Genomic DNA, 16,702 nt, shown 5'->3' with positions numbered 1-16,702 from the left:
ACAAGGAGAAAAACATTATGGCAAAAATGAAAACAAAAAAATCTTTAGCTAAACGTGTTATTGAAAAACCAAACGGTTCTTTAAAAAGAGGTAAAGCTTATAGATCACACCGTGCAACAGGTAAAACTACTAAGCAAAAACGTCACTTAGAAAAAATGACAGTAGTAAGCAAATCAGATATGAAAAACTTAAAAGGTTTATTACAAGGATAATATAGGAGGATAACAGGAATATGGCAAGAGTTAAATTTGGAAAAGTAACTAGAGCAAGAAGAAAACGTTGAATTAAACGTGCTAAAGGTTACTACGGAACTAAAAAATCTTCATACAAAAAAGCACATGAACAAGTAGTTCGTTCTATGGCTTATGCATTCATAGGACGTAAAGAAAGAAAACGTAATTTCAGATCATTATGAATCGTTCGTATTAATGCAGCTGTTAGACCAGAAGGGTTATCATATTCAACATTTATGCACGGATTAAAATTAGCAAACATTGAAGTTAACAGAAAAATGTTATCTGAATTAGCTATTAACAACGCTGAAGAATTCAAAGGATTAGTTGAAGTTGCTAAAAAAGCATTAAACAAATAGTTATTAAAAAATCGCTTATGCGGTTTTTTTTATTATTCTTAATTCTTTTAATATTAAAAAAAACTACTTATGCAGTGTTAGAATCTATCTTTTTAGATCTTTTCTTTGAAAATAAGTGATCTAAACTTCCAAATCTAGTTGCTCAAGTTTTTCCTTCAACAGTAGGATTATTTTTTAATAATAATAAACATACTTCAAAACAAGGAATTATAAGAAGTGGTTCTATTAGTACATCTAAAGGAAACACTATGAATTTTTTTGGAAGTAACATTCATTGTCAGAATGTTCTTTCTCCACCAACACTCGCTCATGATGCAATTGGAAAGGCTACGAATGTCATTAGAAAACTTGCTATAGCTAAGAATGAATATACTAAGATTACATAAGTTAGTTTTGATTCTGATTTAAATAAGAATACTAAAGAACCTAACATAGCATATAAAACATACATCGCTAAAATTGAAGCGTGAATAAATGTTTGAATAAATCCTAGTCCTATTAGTCAACTTAATGTTCCAACAATTGCTCCTCCAACTGGACCAAACATCATACCTGATAAGAATAAAACAAAGTTTCCTAACATTAATCTAGTATTGAAAAATATACCAGAGTTACCTATACAGTTAGTTAGAATAACAATTAATGCAATAAGCATTCCCATTAATGTAATACTACTTGTATTAATTTTTTTCATAAATTTGCGATCCATTAGATATGCTATAAAATACAGTGATATCAAAATAAATATAGCAACTGCAGTAGTTATCGGATAAACCATTTCAACCTCCAAAATAATTTATTTTTATTTACTTTATTATACCAAGCAAAGGAAAAGAGAGTAGGACAAAGTTAACAATTTTTATTAATTTTAGAAATGTATTTTTCAATGGATTTTATAGCTTTATTTGATAGTTTTTGTTTATCAATTAAACTAGTTGGCATTTTTGTATTTTTTCCAACAATTGCTCAATTAATTTTAATTGGTTGAAAAATTTGCTCAGTAGTTTTGTGTAAATAATTACACAATGCTCCAATTGTTGAATCAACACTTGGAATAATTAATTTTTTATTATTTAAATATCGGTCAAGATTTATTGAACTAATAATAGCACTTGCTGTGGATTCAACATATCCATCAACTCCAGTGATTTGTCCTGCAAAAAAGATATTAGGATGATTCTTTAATTGAAAACCTAGATTAACAAGTTTTTTACTATTAATATAATCATTTTTATGCATTACTCCATATCTTAATATTTCTGCATTTTCTAAAGCAGGTATACTTTTAATGATATTTTTTTGAAACGGTCATTTAATACTTGTTTGAAAACCTACTATATTGTAAATATTATCTTTAACACTATCTTTTTTTAATCTAACACTAGCATAACTATTTTTAATTGGTTCAAATATTGTTTTTAATAATAACTCTTTATTTCTAGCAATTGATTCAAGAGATTTTAAACCATAATCTTCAACCATTTTTATTTCACCAGGTAAAGGAGAGATAAAAATTTCAGCATTAATTATTTGATTATAAATATTTTCAAATTGTTCTTTATTTAATAAACAATAAAGATCATTATTTTGTTTATATACAAGATCTTTGTTTATTGATTGCTTTCACACCATAGGTTCAACTGCATCAAATAAATAAAAATTCTCTTCACCAATTAAACTTCTAATTGAATTTTCTAAACTAGTAGTTGTAATTGGTCCGGTTGATATTATAGTTGGGATATTCAAATCTATATCAACATATTCTTGTTTAATAATTTTTAAATTATTTTGAGATTGTAAAAAGTTTGTAATATATTCTTGAAATTTGTCTCTATTTAAAACTAACGAGTTATTAGATTCAGTTGAACTAAATTCCGCAGCTTTAATAATTAATGAATCTAGTAATCTCATTTCTTGTTTTAAAGTTCCAACTGCATCAGTTAATAAATTAGATCTAAAAGAATCAGAATAAGCTAAATTAGCAAATAAATCATTATGTTGAATTGGATTTTTCTTTAAATATTTAACTTCATATAATTCTACAAAATAATTTCTTTTTAATAATTGATAACAAGCTTCACAACCTGCTAGTCCAGCTCCAATAACTCTAACTGTTTTCATATCTTTCTCCTAATAAAAAAGTAACTATAATAGTTACTAAAATTATTTTCTATTATAATTTAAACCTAATAAGTTTTGAACTTTATTTAATTTTTTATTAGCTATTTTTCTAGCTCTTTCTGCTCCAATTTCTAATCATTGCTCAACTTGTTTTGAATTATATAATTCTTTAAAACGTTGTTGAATAGGTTCAATTAAATTAATTAATACTTCAGTTACATCATCTTTTAAATCTTTATAGTTTTTATTTTCTCAACGTTTTTCAGCGTCACTTATACTTGTATTTGTTAATTCACAATAAATTGTTATTAAATTTGAAACACCAGGTTTATTTATTGGATCATATTTAATTAGATCTTCAGAATCAGTTAAGGCTGCTTTAATTTTTGATCTAATTTGATCAGGTGTATCTAACATTGTAATAATTGCTTTAGGATTAGTACTTGATTTACTCATCTTTTTAGTAGGATCTTGTAAATCCATAATTTTTGCTGTTTTTTCACTAATTAATGGTTCAGGTATTTCAAACATTTTTCCATATTTATTATTCATTCTTATAGCTAAATCTCTTGTAAGTTCTAAGTGTTGTTTTTGATCAACTCCAATTGGAACAAATTTAGCATCATATAATAAAATATCACTAGCCATTAATGCGGGATAAGCAAATAATCCTGTTGGAATATAAGATTTACCATTAATTGATTCAGCTTTAACAGATTTATCTTTAAATTGAGTCATTCTAGATAATTCACCCATTGTAGTATAAGTTGTTAAAATTCAACCTAATTGAGAATGTTGAGTTACATCAGATTGTAAAAAGATAGTTGATTTATTAATATCAAGTCCACAAGCAAAATATAAAGCAGCTATTTCTTTTGTGTTTTTTCTTAATTTTTCTTTATCTTGAGGTAAAGTTATTGCATGTAAATTAGCTATGAAAATATATAAGTCATGTTCATTTTGAAATTCAATAAAACGTTTAACAACACCTAAATAATTACCTAAAGTCATAGTTCCACTTGGTGTAATTCCACTTACCATTATTTGTTTATTATCCATAATTTCTCCTTGAAAGTTATTAATATAATTATACTTTTTATCATTTTAATATCAAAAGCATTTTAATATTTAATTATTTTACTTTAATTTTGCAAATTAAATTATATTATTTTTAATTGTTTACTATAATAAATAAATATATAACAAATGACTTTTGCAAAATCTTTATTTTGTAGAAAGGATAAAATATGAGGTTTTGTAGAAAGGATAAAATATGAGGTTTTGAAGAAAGTTAATTTTATTTTTCTCACTTAGTTCAATGATGAAAGTTTCATTTACTGTAGTTTCTTGTGCTTGTCCGACAAATTCAACAACAACTAGTATGAAAGAAGAGATTCATTTATTTCAACAACAGCTAATTAAAAAAGAAATTGAATTATTACGTAAAACTAGAAATTTATCATCTAGTGAAAACAAATTACAATACTCACATGAAAATATTTCTTTTTTCAGACAAAAATTAGAAACTGAACTTTTAGATAATGAACATCTTGTTGTTAAGTTATTAGAAATCACAAATATTAATGACTGAAAAAACTCTAATTTTAGACAAAAAATAATTTGAATTCACCAAGCTATGTTATTAACAAATCAAATTGATAAACAATGAGAATCAAGTGTTAATGATATCTTAAATTCTTTAATTTAATATATAACCCGAGTTTTACAGTTGTTGTGCTAAATTAAAAAGTGCAACAACTTTTTAATTGTTATTTAAATCTTATAGAGTTCAAATTTTTATCAAATTCAACATCTATAATTAGTGATTTTATTGTGTTTGTTCTTTCGTTTTGATCTTGTTAGTCTTCTAGATAGCTAAAACTTTTAACAATTTCCTGTTTAACTTGTCAATTTTTGTCTTAATACCCTCTAACGACTCTAAAAATGTCTTAACAGTTGAATCTTTAAAATTTATCTTATCTCCTTTATCGTAATGTATTCTATAAATATTTTAGAATAACATCGGAAAAAGTAAATAGAAGTAAGATAAAAGATGAAAAACCCCTTAAAATCTGAACTTTTCATCTTTTTTATTTATTTGTTGGCATAACAAGTGTAAAACTCGGGTTATATAATAATATTATGTTGATAACTAATAAAATTTTAAATTCTTTCTGAAATTCTAAAATATTAAATTATTAAAATATTAGTTAAAATTAATAAAACTAGGAGTATTATTTTTTTAAATATGAATTACATGTGATTAAAATAAAACTCAACCCTTAGGTTATAATTAAATAGATATAATAGTCGTATTATATATAGATTTTTTAGTTTGGGAGGTAATAGAATGAGCATTAAACCCTATTAGCATATAAGTGATGACATTAAAAAATATAACATTTCTAGAGAACGATTTTTGAAATCCATCTTATATAGACACTTAGTTGATTTAGGATACTCATTAGATAAAGAAAATCAAAGTATGTTTTTTGTGCAAATCCAGTCAATGTCTAATCACACTGATCCTACCAAACTTCGTTTAAGATCTGATAAGTTTTTAAAAAGTTGTATAGAAAACAAAAAACTGTGTTAATTGCAGGAATAAATTACAATGGTTTTGATTATTACCTTTTATTTTTTTCAAATAGTTTTAAAAACTATAATCATTCAACAAATAGTTTTATTTCATTTATAAATTTTGATTACTATAATGACTTAAAAAATAAATTCCTCAAAAACAATTTTTTAAGCTTAATAGAGTTAACTAAAAAAATAAAGAGAGACAAATATTATTTCTAATAATACCTGATGAAAAATTTGGTCTAGAAACTTTTAGAAATTATGAAAAAATAATTAAAAATTGATCCATGACAAAAAACATAGATGGAAGTGACAATGAAATTAGGAAGATTGTATATCAATCAATACCAAATTCGTTAAGACAGGAGATAAAAGATATATGAAATCACTATTGTGCGTTTCATTTTCTAGTTCAAAATTATAAATGTCCAATGGGTGATCAAGTTGATGTTGATTTTATGAAGAAATACAATTTAGGTTATGTTGATATTCACCATATAATTCCTAGAAATTACTTTTACAAAGTTGCTATTGATGTTAAGGGGAAAGATTCAATTATAAACATTTCCGAAGTTAATAACATAAATAATTTATTACCATTGTGTTCATTTTGTCATAGTGCTATACATTTATCAGCTAATTCTAATATTGAATCACAAGTCAAATTATCAAAAGAAATGAAAAAAGAACTTAAGAATGTTTTAGATTCGAAAGGTTTATATAATCAATTTGCTGATTTCTGGTCTCAAAATGTTAATGAAATTAACCCTGAGTCATGATTTAACAACTTTGATATTGAGGAGGTTTATTAAATTATGAAAAATAAGATAATTGTTTGAGATCTTTTTGGTGGTGGTCAAAATTCAGTTTACAACTCAATAAATGAAAATGAAAAGATAAGAGATTTGTTTGAAGTATACACATGAGATGTCACAGAACCAACTAGAGAACACCACTATAAATTGGATTTATCTAGTGATGATATTGTGGAATTATTTAAAGGCTATCCAAAACCAGATATCATTGTAGCTAGTCCACTATGTCAAAGTTTTAGTTGTGTATTAAGTATGAAAGGAGGAGGAACACCTTTTTGAAAATTAAATGAGAATAAGGATTTGGTCATAGAAAGAAGTGTTGAAGAGTTCGAACAACTAAAAAACGGTTTTACAAAGAATCTGAAAGCAGATGTCCAGCTATTTATTAAAAGATTAGGTCAGAAATGTCTAGATAATACAATTGAATTAATTAAATATTACAAACCGAAATTATTCTATATTGAGAATCCTAAAAATTCTATGATGTGAAAATATATAAAGTTAAACAGAAAAGATTTTTTTGATGAAAATAATCATTTTTTAAATGAGGCTAGCTATGGAAAATACGGCTTTTTAACTACAAAAGCAACTTATTTTTATTCAAATTTAAGATTAGAATTAAAAAAAGGCAGAATAGAACCTCCTTACTATGTAAAAGAAATAGATGGAGAAAAATATTATGTCTTAAAAGATGATGAAAGTGTAAAGCTAAAAAGAGATTTAGATAGTAGAATGATTGGTTTAGCATCAATTTCAAAAATTATCAAAGCAAGAAAAGTTAAAAGTGGAATGGGAGCAATGGATTTTATTCAAAGATCAAAAACACCTGTTCAAAAAAATAAAATGGTAAATGAACAAATATGTGAAGCAGGACCAGCTTCAGCCATACCACATGATCTTGTGAATGATATATTTGAACAATTTTATGCTGTAATGAAATCTTAAAATCTATTCTAAAAATTGAATGTTTTATATTATTTAAAAATGAATTTTATATGTCATAGCATATAGATATCAACCATTTAAGTATTTATAGAATATTAATTAATAGAGTATATCAGTAGTTATTGAGATTACTTAAGAGTTAGATTTTATAATTATTAAAATTAAAATATAAATAAATGTAGGTGAAATTATGAATATATTTAAAAATATTAAACAAGAGTTTCCAGTACTTAATAACAATAAAGAATTAGTTTATTTTGATAGTGGAGCTACAACTTTAAAACATCAAAGTGTAATTCAAGCTGAAATTGATTATTTAAATTATATTAGTACTAATCCACACTCAACTGATTATAAATTAGGTTATAAATCAATTGAATTTTTAAATGAAACTAGAAAACTAACCAAAGAATTTATAAATGCTAAAGATGAAAGAGAAATTATTTTTACAAATGGAGCAACTCACGCATTAAATCAAATAGCTTTTGGTTTAAGTCACTTATTAAATGAAGGTGATGAAATTTTAACAACTAGTTTAGAACATTCAGCTAATTTATTACCTTGAGTTAATGTAGCTAATAAAACTAAAGCGGTTATTAAACCTTTATTTTTAACTAGTGAATATGCAATTGATATTAATAAATTAGATCAAGTGATTAATTCAAAAACTAAAATCATTACTTTTGCTCATATTTCTAACACTACAGGTTATGTAAATGATATTAAAGCTATTATTAAAAAAATTAGAAGCTTAAAAGATGATGTAATTGTTGTAGTTGATGCAGCTCAATCAGTAGCTCATGCTAAAGTTGATGTAATTGATTGAGATGTCGATTTTTTAGCAATAGCATCACATAAAATGTATGGACCTTTTGGTGTTGGTGTTTTATATGGTAAATATCATTTATTAGATCAATTAGAACCTATATTTTATGGTGGAGGAATGAGTTTAGAAATTTCAAAAGATTTTAAAGATTACAAACTAGCAAGTCTACCTAATAAACTAGAAGCAGGAACACCTAATATTTCTGGAATAGCAGCATTTAACCAAGCAATTAAATTTATTACAAGTTTAGATGTAAAAAAAATCGCTGAACATGAACATAATTTAAAAAAATATTTAATAGAGCAAATTAAAATAAATGATTTAGATAAATATATTACTTTTTATAATATTAATAATTATTCTCCTTTATTAATATTTAATGTTAGAAATATTAACCCTCAAGATATAGCTCACTTTTTAGATATTAAATATGATATAGCTTCAAGAGCTGGAGCACATTGTGTTAGAAGACTAGCTGATGTAATCGGAACTGAGATCACTGTTAGAATAACTTTTGGAGTTTATAATACTAAAATTGATGTTGATAAATTAGTAGATGCTTTAAAAAATGCTGATAAATTCTTAGATGCTTTATTTTAATTATGATAGATATTAATAATGATAGTTTATTAAGACAAATACTAATGAAGCATTTTACTAATTCAGATAATAAAACTTTATTAGATAATCCTAACGCTATTACTAAACTATTAAAATCAAATACATGTGCAGATCAACTAACTATACAAGTATTAATTGTATCAAATATTATTAAATCTATTAGATTTGAAGGAAGTGCTTGTGTTGTTGCAACTAGTTCAACTGATATATTAATTAATCAAATTAAAGATAAAACAATTACTGAAAGTCTAAATATTATTTATAAATATAAAGATCTAATTAATAATGGTGATTTAACTAATATTAAGGATTTAAATGAACTAGTAGTATTTAAAAATATATATAAACAAAAAAATAGAATATTATGTGCTAGTTTACCTATTAATGGTTTAATAGAAATATTAAAAGATTATGAATAAATCAAAATTAAGACAAGAAATGTTAGAAAAAAGAAAAAATTTTTCTAATACATATATAGATAGTAGTAATTTAATTATTACTAGTAAAGTTATTGAATTTATTAAAGAAAATAACTTTAAAAATATTTGCATTTATCTTTCTACTAAATATGAAGTTGAAACTAGAAAAATTATTGATTATTGTTTTTTAAATAATATCAAAGTGTTTGTTCCCAGAGTTTTAGAAAATAATGATATGGAAATGATCAGATATTTAGATCATAATCACAATAATTTAAATAAATTTAATATACAAGAACCAATCAGTGATGAAATAATTGAAATTAATGAATTAGATTGTATTTTTACTCCACTAGTAGGATTTGATAAAAATTTAAACCGTATTGGTATGGGTAAGGGTTTTTATGACAAGTTCTTTAATTTAAATAAAAATAACTATTTAAAAGTAGGATTAAGCTTTGATGAGCAGTTAATTGGTGATTATATTTTAAAAGAACAACATGATGTTAAATTAGATACTATAATTACAGAAAAATTTATTTATAATTAATTAGTGTGGCAACACCAATAAAAATCTAAAAATCAAAAGAAAGGCAAGTAGAACATGATTAAAGTAAACTTAGATTATGCTGGCTTAGATTTTAATAAAATTGTTGATGAAGATAAAATCAAGCAAGTTCATGAAATGGTTGTTAACAAAACTGGAAAAGGAAATGATTTTTTAGGTTGATTAGACTGACCAGAAAATTATGATAAAGCTGAATATGAAAAAATGAAACAAGTTGCTAGTGAATTACGTAGCAAAATTGATACATTAGTAATCATCGGTATTGGTGGATCATATTTAGGAATGCGTGCAGCAGATGAAATGATTCGTGGATTAAAACACAAAGATAAAGTTGAAGTTGTTTATGCAGGACACACTATGAGTTCAACTTATACAGCTCAATTAGTTGAATACTTAAAAGATAAAAACTTTGGAATTTGTGTAATTTCAAAATCAGGAACAACTACTGAACCAGGAGTTGCATTTAGAATTTTAGAACAAGAACTAGTAAACAAAGTTGGAGTTGAAAAATCAAGAGAATTAATCGTTGCAGTCACTGATAAACAAAAAGGTGCATTAAAAAAATTAGCTGATGAAAAAGGATATCCAACTTTTGTAATTCCTGATGACATTGGAGGAAGATTCTCAGTTTTAACTCCTGTTGGAATTTTTGGATTATTAGTTGCTGGAATTAATACAGATAATATCTTTAAAGGAGCAAGAAAAGCTAAAGCTGATTTAGTTGCAAACGATTCTTCAAATGAAGCTTACAAATATGCTTTTGTAAGAAATTACTTATACAACCAAGGTTACAGAACTGAAGCATTAGTGACTTATGAATTACAATTACAAACGATAGCTGAATGATGAAAACAATTATTTGGTGAATCAGAAGGAAAAGAATTCAAAGCCTTATACCCAACATCAATGGTATTTTCAACAGATCTTCACTCATTAGGACAATGAGTTCAACAAGGTCCAAGAAATGTTATGTTCGAAACTGTTATTAGAATTAATAAGCCAGTTAAAGATATTGATATTTTACCTGATCAAGATAATTATGATGGATTAAACTACTTAGTAGGAAAAAGCTTACATGAAATTAACCAAACTGCTTTAAAAGGAGTAGTTCAAGCTCACGCAGTAACAGGAGAAATGCCAAACATTATTCTAGAATTCGAAAAAATGGATGATGAACAATTTGGATACTTAGTTTACTTCTTTGAATTAGCTGTTGCAATGAGTGGATACCTATTAGATGTTAATCCTTTCGATCAACCAGGTGTTGAAGTTTATAAATACAACATGTTTAAATTATTAGACAAACCAGGTGTTAAATAGTATTGCAAATTAAGAGCAAGAAATTGCTCTTTTTTACTTTATACAAAGACGTTTTTAAGATTTTTCGCTAATACATAATTACTAGGTATAAGTGTGTTTTGATATTTGATAAAATAAAAAATGATAGGAAGGGAAAAAGTAAAAATATGAGTAAATTAAATGAGTTTAAAATTAAAGCTGATGTTGATAAAGCGATTATTAATGAAGCTAAGAACTCAAAAAACGTAATTAAGAAACATATTCAAAAAGTTGGAAGCTTTATGGCCGGAATGATTATGCCTACTGTAAGTATCTTAATTGCTTGAGGATTAATTACAGCCATGTTTTTAGGTAAATATAACACTGTAGATGGAAAAGAAGTTTGAGTCGCAACTGGATGATTTAAAAGTGAAGCTTTTGGTCAAATTGTAGCACCTACTATGAAGTGACTTATTCCTGTTTTAGTAGCTTATACTGCAGGAAACATGGTTTATAAAACTAGAGGTGGAATGTTAGCTGCATTTTTAGTAGTTTGTGCAATCATAGGAAATGATTTTTTATATAAAACATTAATGACTGACTGAAAATTTGCAAAAGGAACAGTAAGTCAAGCTGGTGCACCTAATCAAATAGTTGCAGCTATGATAATTTCTCCGTTATTTGTTTATATAACTAAAAAAGTTGAGTTATTATACATAAATAGAGTAAAACCTGGATTTGAAATGTTAGTAAGAAACTTTTCTTTAGCGGGTTTTGCAATTATGTTTGGATTATCGATTTTCTGAATCTGACCATTTGTGATGTATTCAATTAGTTGAGTTATGGTTCAAATAATTGATCTATTTACAAGATTACCTTGATTATTCCCATTTATGTCAATATTTACTGAACCATTAAGATCGGTATTTTTAAATAATGCATTAAACTGAGGAGTAATGATACCAATAGGTTTACAAGAAGTTCAACAAATTGGATATAGTGGATTTTTCATGGTTGGTGGTAACCCAGGACCAGGATTTGGATTATTAATCGCTTATGTAGTTTGAAGAAAACAACAAAGAGGGGCCGCTTCAGGAGCTAGTGTTATTCAACTAATTGGTGGAATTCACGAAGTTCACTATGTTTACATTTTAAGTGAGCCAGTTATGATTTTAGCAACCATTTCAGGAGCATTTACTAGTTTATCGATTGTTAAATTATTAGCAGGAGGAGCTACTGCAGCAATTTCTCCAGGTAGTTTAATTTCAGTTATTTCAGTAGCTGGAACAGGTTATAGAATAGCTATCAACATACTAGCTGTATTTAGTGGTGCTATCGCTTCATTTATAGTAGCATCTCTAATTATGAAATTTAAGAAAAAACACAATAATGAACCATTAATGCAAGTTCAAGTTGATGATCAGGGAGTAAGTTTTGGTCAAAAAACTAAAAAAGAAGAAAATAAACAAGTAAGTAACTTTGACTGAAAAAATGCTAAAAAATTAGTTGTTGCTTGTGATGCTGGTATGGGATCTAGTGCAATGGCTGCAGGTATTTTAAAAAAATGAGTGAAACAAAATAATATTGATATTGAAGTTTCAAACTGTGCAGTAAAAGATTTAGATTCATCGGCAGATATTATTGTTACAATGCATAACTTTGCTGAAATAGCTAAAGAAAAATCAGAACACGCTTATATTTATGGTGTTAATAAATTCTTAGGTGACGGAATTTTTGACAACTTAAAAAATGAATTATTAGAACACAAAAAGAAAGAAGAAAATCATGATCAAAAGTAAAGAAAGTGTATTTTTAGTTGACAAATTTAGTTCAAAAACTGAAGCTATAGAATTTGTTGGAAACAAATTGATTGAATTAGGTTATGTTGATAAAGAATATATTAATTCTATGATTGAAAGAGATAAAACAGCAAGTGTAGCTATTGGAAATTATTTAGCAATTCCTCACGGTAATTCAGATGGATTTAAATATATCAAGAATTCAGGTATCTTAGTTGTTAAATTAAAAGAAAGTTTAACATGAGATGATGAAAAAGTTAATTGAATAGTAGGTTTAGCTCTTGAGGGTGATAATCAACTTGAAGCACTACAAAACTTAGCTATTGCTTTTAGTGAAAAAAGTGAAGTTGAATCTATGAATAAAAATTTAAATACACTTGATGAAATATTTAATTTTTTTTAGTGATTTAGAAAGCGAGCAAGATTAATGAATATAGGATTAGTGGGCCTTGGTAAGATGGGATCTAATTTAATTAGAAACATTAAATCAAAAGGTTATGATATTATCGGTTACGATCAAAATCAAGCAATTTATAATGAATTAAACAGTGAAAATATTAAAACAGCATCAAGTATTTCTGAGCTAATTAACTCATTAGAAAAACCAAGAACAATTATTTTATTAGTTCCAAACGGTAAAATAACTCAAGAATGTTTTGAAGAAGTGTTAAAACATTTAGACGAAAACGATACTATTATTGATTCAGGAAACTCTTTTTACAAAGATTCTATAAACAAATACAACATAGCAAAAGAAAAAAATATTAATTTTGTAGATTGTGGAATCAGTGGTGGAATTAGTGGAGCTAGAAATGGAGCTTGTTTAATGGTTGGTGGAGAAGATAAGGCTCTTGAACCATTACACGATTTCTTTAAATCAATAGCAGTTGAAAATGGATATTTACACACAGGAAAACCTGGTAGTGGGCATTTCTGTAAAATGATTCATAATGGTATTGAGTATGGTATGATGCAATCAATTGCTGAAGGTTATGAATTATTAGAACGTTCTGATTTTGACTATGATTTAGAAAAAGTTAGTTTAATGTGAAATAATGGAAGTGTTATTCGTTCTTGATTAATTGAATTAATGATCGATGCATTTAAAAATGACCCAAAACTTAAATCATTAACTGGTGAAATGGATATGAATGGTGAAGGATTATGAACTGTTCAAGAAGCATTAGAGCAAGGAACTCCAGCACCAACTATTTCATTATCAGTTATGATGAGACAAAGAAGTAAATTTTCCGATACATTCTCAGGAAAAGTTGTTTCATCTTTAAGAAAAGGTTTTGGTGGACACGCTGTTGTTAAAAAGAAAAAGTAATCTATTTAAAAAAATACAAAAACATGTCAAAGACTCATCAGAGTCTTTTTAATTTATTAAAATCAGCTCAATTATAGGTAGTTAAAATATCAAAAAAAGCAAGATATTCTAACCTTACTTATTTGTTAAACATATTAAATTTTCTTTAAATTAATTTCAAAACGTCTTTTTCTAATAGAAATTGCTTTAAGCCTATATATAAAATTCCATTTTGATCATGTCTTGGAATAATTTCATCATAAACAATTACTATTTTTTTAAAAGAATCATTTATTCTTTTTAATGATGATATTTCTTGTTCTTTTTTTTCAGCACTATCTATATTTAATGCTGATTGAATATAATATCTTTGATGAGCGATATTAACAACAAAATCAACTTCTAGTTGAGCTCTTTTTCTTATGTTGTTTTCATTATATTCATAATTAACAACACCAACGTTTACTTCATAACCTCTTTTAATTAATTCATTATATATTATATTTTCTTGAATAAATCCCTTATCTTCATCTCTAAAATTTAATCTAGAATTTCTTAAGCCTATATCAGAAAAATAATATTTTAAAGGAGAATCAATAGCTTTTTGACCTTTAATGTCATATCTTTTGCATGAAGAAATTAAAAAAGATTCTTCAAAATAATTTAGATATTTAAAAACTGTTGAATGAGAAATATTTATTTTTTTATTTGATACTAGCATATTTGTTAGTCTTGTTGGATTTGTAAGTGAACCAATAACTGAAGAAATAAAATTTAAAAGAGAATCTAAAACATGAGAATCATTCATTATTTTATTTCTTTCTATAATATCTTTTATATAAGTTGCTTTGAAAAGATCTTTTAAATATTTACTTCTTTCTTCATGTGTTTTTAAAGAATAAATATAAGGTAAACCCCCATACATCATATATTCTTTTAAAGCTTGATCTTTATTTTCATATAATGTAATTATTTCATCATAAGATAAAGGTGAAATATGAATCTCATCAGCTCTATCTCTAAATTGAGTTAAAACATCAGTTGATAACATTTTAGAATTACTTCCAGTTACATAAACATCAATATTTTCTTTATTATAAAAACTTAATAAAGTATCGACAAAAGTTATTTTATAACTACTGTTTTCTACGTATGGATTATCAATTTCTTCACACATTTGTATTTCATCAATTAAGATATAGTACTTAGTATTTTCATCAACTATTTTACTAGAGATATATTCATATAAAGTTATTGGATTAGTGTATTTTTTATTTTTAATATTTTCAAAAGAAATAGAAATTATTTGTTCTTCTCTTACTTGATTTGATTTTAAATAATTATAAAACGTATTAAAAAGTAGATAAGATTTACCACATCGTCTAATTCCTGTAATAACTTTTATTCTTTTATTATGCATTTTAGATATTAGTTTATTAAGATAGAAATCTCTTTTTATATCTATATTCATATAATCCACTCCAAACACAAGCAATTTTTGTGTATTTACACACTTTTTGCTTATCTTTATTATACTATTTTTAACTTTTACAAGCAATTTTTGTGTATTTACACACTTTTTGCTTATCTTATTAATGTTAATTTTAAATTATTCTTATAACAATTAAGATATATTTATTGATAAAAGCGGTTCTTTTTTCTTTTATATATCAATAATTTTTATTATAAAAATCTATCAATCTAGATATAAATATTATGGAACTACTTTTAATGTTAATTTTTGTTTTGATACTAATATGTGGAATTATTCTAGCGATAATTAAAAGCAAAAAAGATGGTATTTTTGCATGAATAGTATTAATATTTTTACGTTTAGACTATGTAGTGATACTTTTTTATTTAGGTCAATTTATTCACCAAAATTTAAGTGAAAAAATTCTACAAAACTATGCAGTTTTATCATACACTTTAACTGTTGTTTTAACATTATTAATAACATACATATACTTTTTATTAAATAGTTTAATATTTACAAAAGTACCAATTATTCATCTTATTATGAATGCTTTAATAAGTTTTATGATGGCTGTATTAACACTTTTACTTATTATAAATATTAGTTCTGGAGTAGAAAACAATCTTAATTGAACTCAATATTTAGATCACTTGTATGATACGTTTAGAATAACAAAAATAAACTGATTAAATAAAAATTTTTTATGAACGTCCCGAGTTTTACACTTGTTATGCCAACAAATAAATAAAAAAGATGAAAAGTTCAGATTTTAAGGATTTTTTCATCTTTTATCTTACTTCTATTTACTTTTTCCGATGTTATTCTAAAATATTTATAGAATACATTACGATAAAGGAGATAAGATAAATTTTAAAGATTCAACTGTTAAGACATTTTTAGAGTCGTTAGAGGGTATTAAGACAAAAATTGACAAGTTAAACAGGAAATTGTTAAAAGTTTTAGCTATCTAGAGGACTAATGAGATCAAAATGAAAGAACAAACACAATAAAATCACTAATGATAGATGTTGAATTTGATAAAATTTTGAACTCTATAAGATTTAAATAACAATTAAAAAGTTGTTGCACTTTTTAATTTAGCACAACAACTGTAAAACTCGGGATATACTTTTTATTAAATAGTTTAATATTTACAAAAGTACCAATTATTCATCTTATTATGAATGCTTTAATAAGTTTTATGATGGCTGTATTAACACTTTTACTTATTATAAATATTAGTTCTGGAGTAGAAAACAATCTTAATTGAACTCAATATTTAGATCACTTGTATGATACGTTTAGAATAACAAAAATAAACTGATTAAATAAAAATTTTTTATGAACGT

17 protein-coding genes are annotated in these 16,702 nt (G+C 25.2%); 13 read left to right on the top strand and 4 right to left on the bottom strand.

Going from position 1 to position 16,702, the window contains the following annotated elements; translation table 4 throughout:
* Positions 1-17 precede the first annotated feature (17 nt).
* Positions 18-212, top strand: a complete 195-nt coding sequence (gene rpmI / locus AB668_RS01855) for a 50S ribosomal protein L35 (protein WP_004426338.1) — start codon at positions 18-20, stop codon at positions 210-212.
* 20 nt (positions 213-232) lie between these two features.
* A complete protein-coding gene (gene rplT / locus AB668_RS01850; protein ID WP_050517375.1) occupies positions 233-592 on the top strand; it encodes a 50S ribosomal protein L20 in 360 nt (119 codons plus the stop codon).
* A 67-nt stretch (positions 593-659) separates the two neighbouring features.
* Here rplT and AB668_RS01845 read toward each other — a convergent pair whose 3' ends face one another.
* The 3 genes from AB668_RS01845 to trpS all read right to left on the bottom strand — a co-directional run bounded on the left by AB668_RS01845 (position 660) and on the right by trpS (position 3,772).
* Complete coding sequence (locus AB668_RS01845) at positions 660-1,286, bottom strand: folate family ECF transporter S component (RefSeq protein ID WP_235443325.1); 627 nt, start codon at positions 1,284-1,286, stop codon at positions 660-662.
* Between the two features lie 155 nt (positions 1,287-1,441).
* Entirely contained in the window at positions 1,442-2,713 is a 1,272-nt protein-coding gene (gene trmFO, locus AB668_RS01840; RefSeq protein ID WP_050517373.1) for a methylenetetrahydrofolate--tRNA-(uracil(54)-C(5))-methyltransferase (FADH(2)-oxidizing) TrmFO, read from the bottom strand.
* A gap of 42 nt (positions 2,714-2,755) precedes the next feature.
* Positions 2,756-3,772, bottom strand: coding sequence for a tryptophan--tRNA ligase (gene trpS, locus AB668_RS01835; RefSeq protein WP_050517372.1), 1,017 nt, complete (start codon positions 3,770-3,772; stop codon positions 2,756-2,758).
* 214 nt (positions 3,773-3,986) lie between these two features.
* Here trpS and AB668_RS01830 point away from each other — a divergent pair, with 214 nt between their 5' ends.
* From AB668_RS01830 to gnd, 10 genes are all read left to right on the top strand, one after another.
* Positions 3,987-4,421: a hypothetical protein gene (locus AB668_RS01830; RefSeq protein ID WP_050517371.1), complete on the top strand. Its 435-nt coding sequence runs from the start codon at positions 3,987-3,989 to the stop codon at positions 4,419-4,421.
* 1,162 nt (positions 4,422-5,583) lie between these two features.
* Positions 5,584-6,108 (top strand): hypothetical protein, encoded by a 525-nt coding sequence (locus AB668_RS01825; RefSeq protein WP_152908026.1) that lies wholly within the window; start codon positions 5,584-5,586, stop codon positions 6,106-6,108.
* A 3-nt stretch (positions 6,109-6,111) separates the two neighbouring features.
* Positions 6,112-7,056, top strand: coding sequence for a C5 methylase (MAV1virus-like) protein (locus AB668_RS01820; RefSeq protein WP_050517369.1), 945 nt, complete (start codon positions 6,112-6,114; stop codon positions 7,054-7,056).
* A 190-nt stretch (positions 7,057-7,246) separates the two neighbouring features.
* Positions 7,247-8,482 carry an aminotransferase class V-fold PLP-dependent enzyme gene (locus AB668_RS01815; RefSeq protein ID WP_050517368.1) on the top strand — a complete coding sequence of 412 codons (1,236 nt, stop codon included), beginning with the start codon at positions 7,247-7,249 and terminating at the stop codon, positions 8,480-8,482.
* Between the two features lie 2 nt (positions 8,483-8,484).
* Positions 8,485-8,922 (top strand): iron-sulfur cluster assembly scaffold protein, encoded by a 438-nt coding sequence (locus tag AB668_RS01810; protein ID WP_050517367.1) that lies wholly within the window; start codon positions 8,485-8,487, stop codon positions 8,920-8,922.
* Entirely contained in the window at positions 8,915-9,472 is a 558-nt protein-coding gene (locus AB668_RS01805) for a 5-formyltetrahydrofolate cyclo-ligase (RefSeq protein WP_050517366.1), read from the top strand. Before AB668_RS01810 ends, AB668_RS01805 begins: the two co-directional genes overlap by 8 nt.
* A 54-nt stretch (positions 9,473-9,526) precedes the next feature.
* Complete coding sequence (locus AB668_RS01800) at positions 9,527-10,810, top strand: glucose-6-phosphate isomerase (protein WP_050517365.1); 1,284 nt, start codon at positions 9,527-9,529, stop codon at positions 10,808-10,810.
* Between the two features lie 146 nt (positions 10,811-10,956).
* Complete coding sequence (locus AB668_RS01795) at positions 10,957-12,567, top strand: PTS transporter subunit EIIC (protein WP_050517364.1); 1,611 nt, start codon at positions 10,957-10,959, stop codon at positions 12,565-12,567.
* On the top strand, positions 12,554-12,970 hold the full coding sequence (locus AB668_RS01790) for a PTS sugar transporter subunit IIA (RefSeq protein WP_050517363.1): 417 nt from the start codon (positions 12,554-12,556) through the stop codon (positions 12,968-12,970). The genes AB668_RS01795 and AB668_RS01790 overlap by 14 nt, the downstream gene beginning before the upstream one ends.
* Positions 12,971-12,994: 24 nt before the next feature.
* The gene (gene gnd / locus AB668_RS01785) at positions 12,995-13,897 is read left to right on the top strand and encodes a phosphogluconate dehydrogenase (NAD(+)-dependent, decarboxylating) (protein ID WP_235443324.1); all 903 of its coding nucleotides are present in this window, start codon (positions 12,995-12,997) and stop codon (positions 13,895-13,897) included.
* 145 nt (positions 13,898-14,042) lie between these two features.
* Here gnd and AB668_RS01780 read toward each other — a convergent pair whose 3' ends face one another.
* Entirely contained in the window at positions 14,043-15,347 is a 1,305-nt protein-coding gene (locus AB668_RS01780) for an ATP-binding protein (protein WP_327138674.1), read from the bottom strand.
* 245 nt (positions 15,348-15,592) lie between these two features.
* Between AB668_RS01780 and AB668_RS01775 the strand changes: the two genes are divergently transcribed.
* The gene (locus AB668_RS01775; RefSeq protein ID WP_152908025.1) at positions 15,593-16,126 is read left to right on the top strand and encodes a hypothetical protein; all 534 of its coding nucleotides are present in this window, start codon (positions 15,593-15,595) and stop codon (positions 16,124-16,126) included.
* The last annotated feature ends 576 nt before the right edge of the window (positions 16,127-16,702 follow it).

It is taken from the genome of Mycoplasma sp. HU2014 (genome assembly GCF_001199495.1).
Taxonomy (GTDB): Bacteria; Bacillota_I; Bacilli_A; order Mycoplasmatales; family Mycoplasmataceae; genus Mycoplasma.
This window is presented reverse-complemented; position numbering and strand designations above follow the sequence as displayed.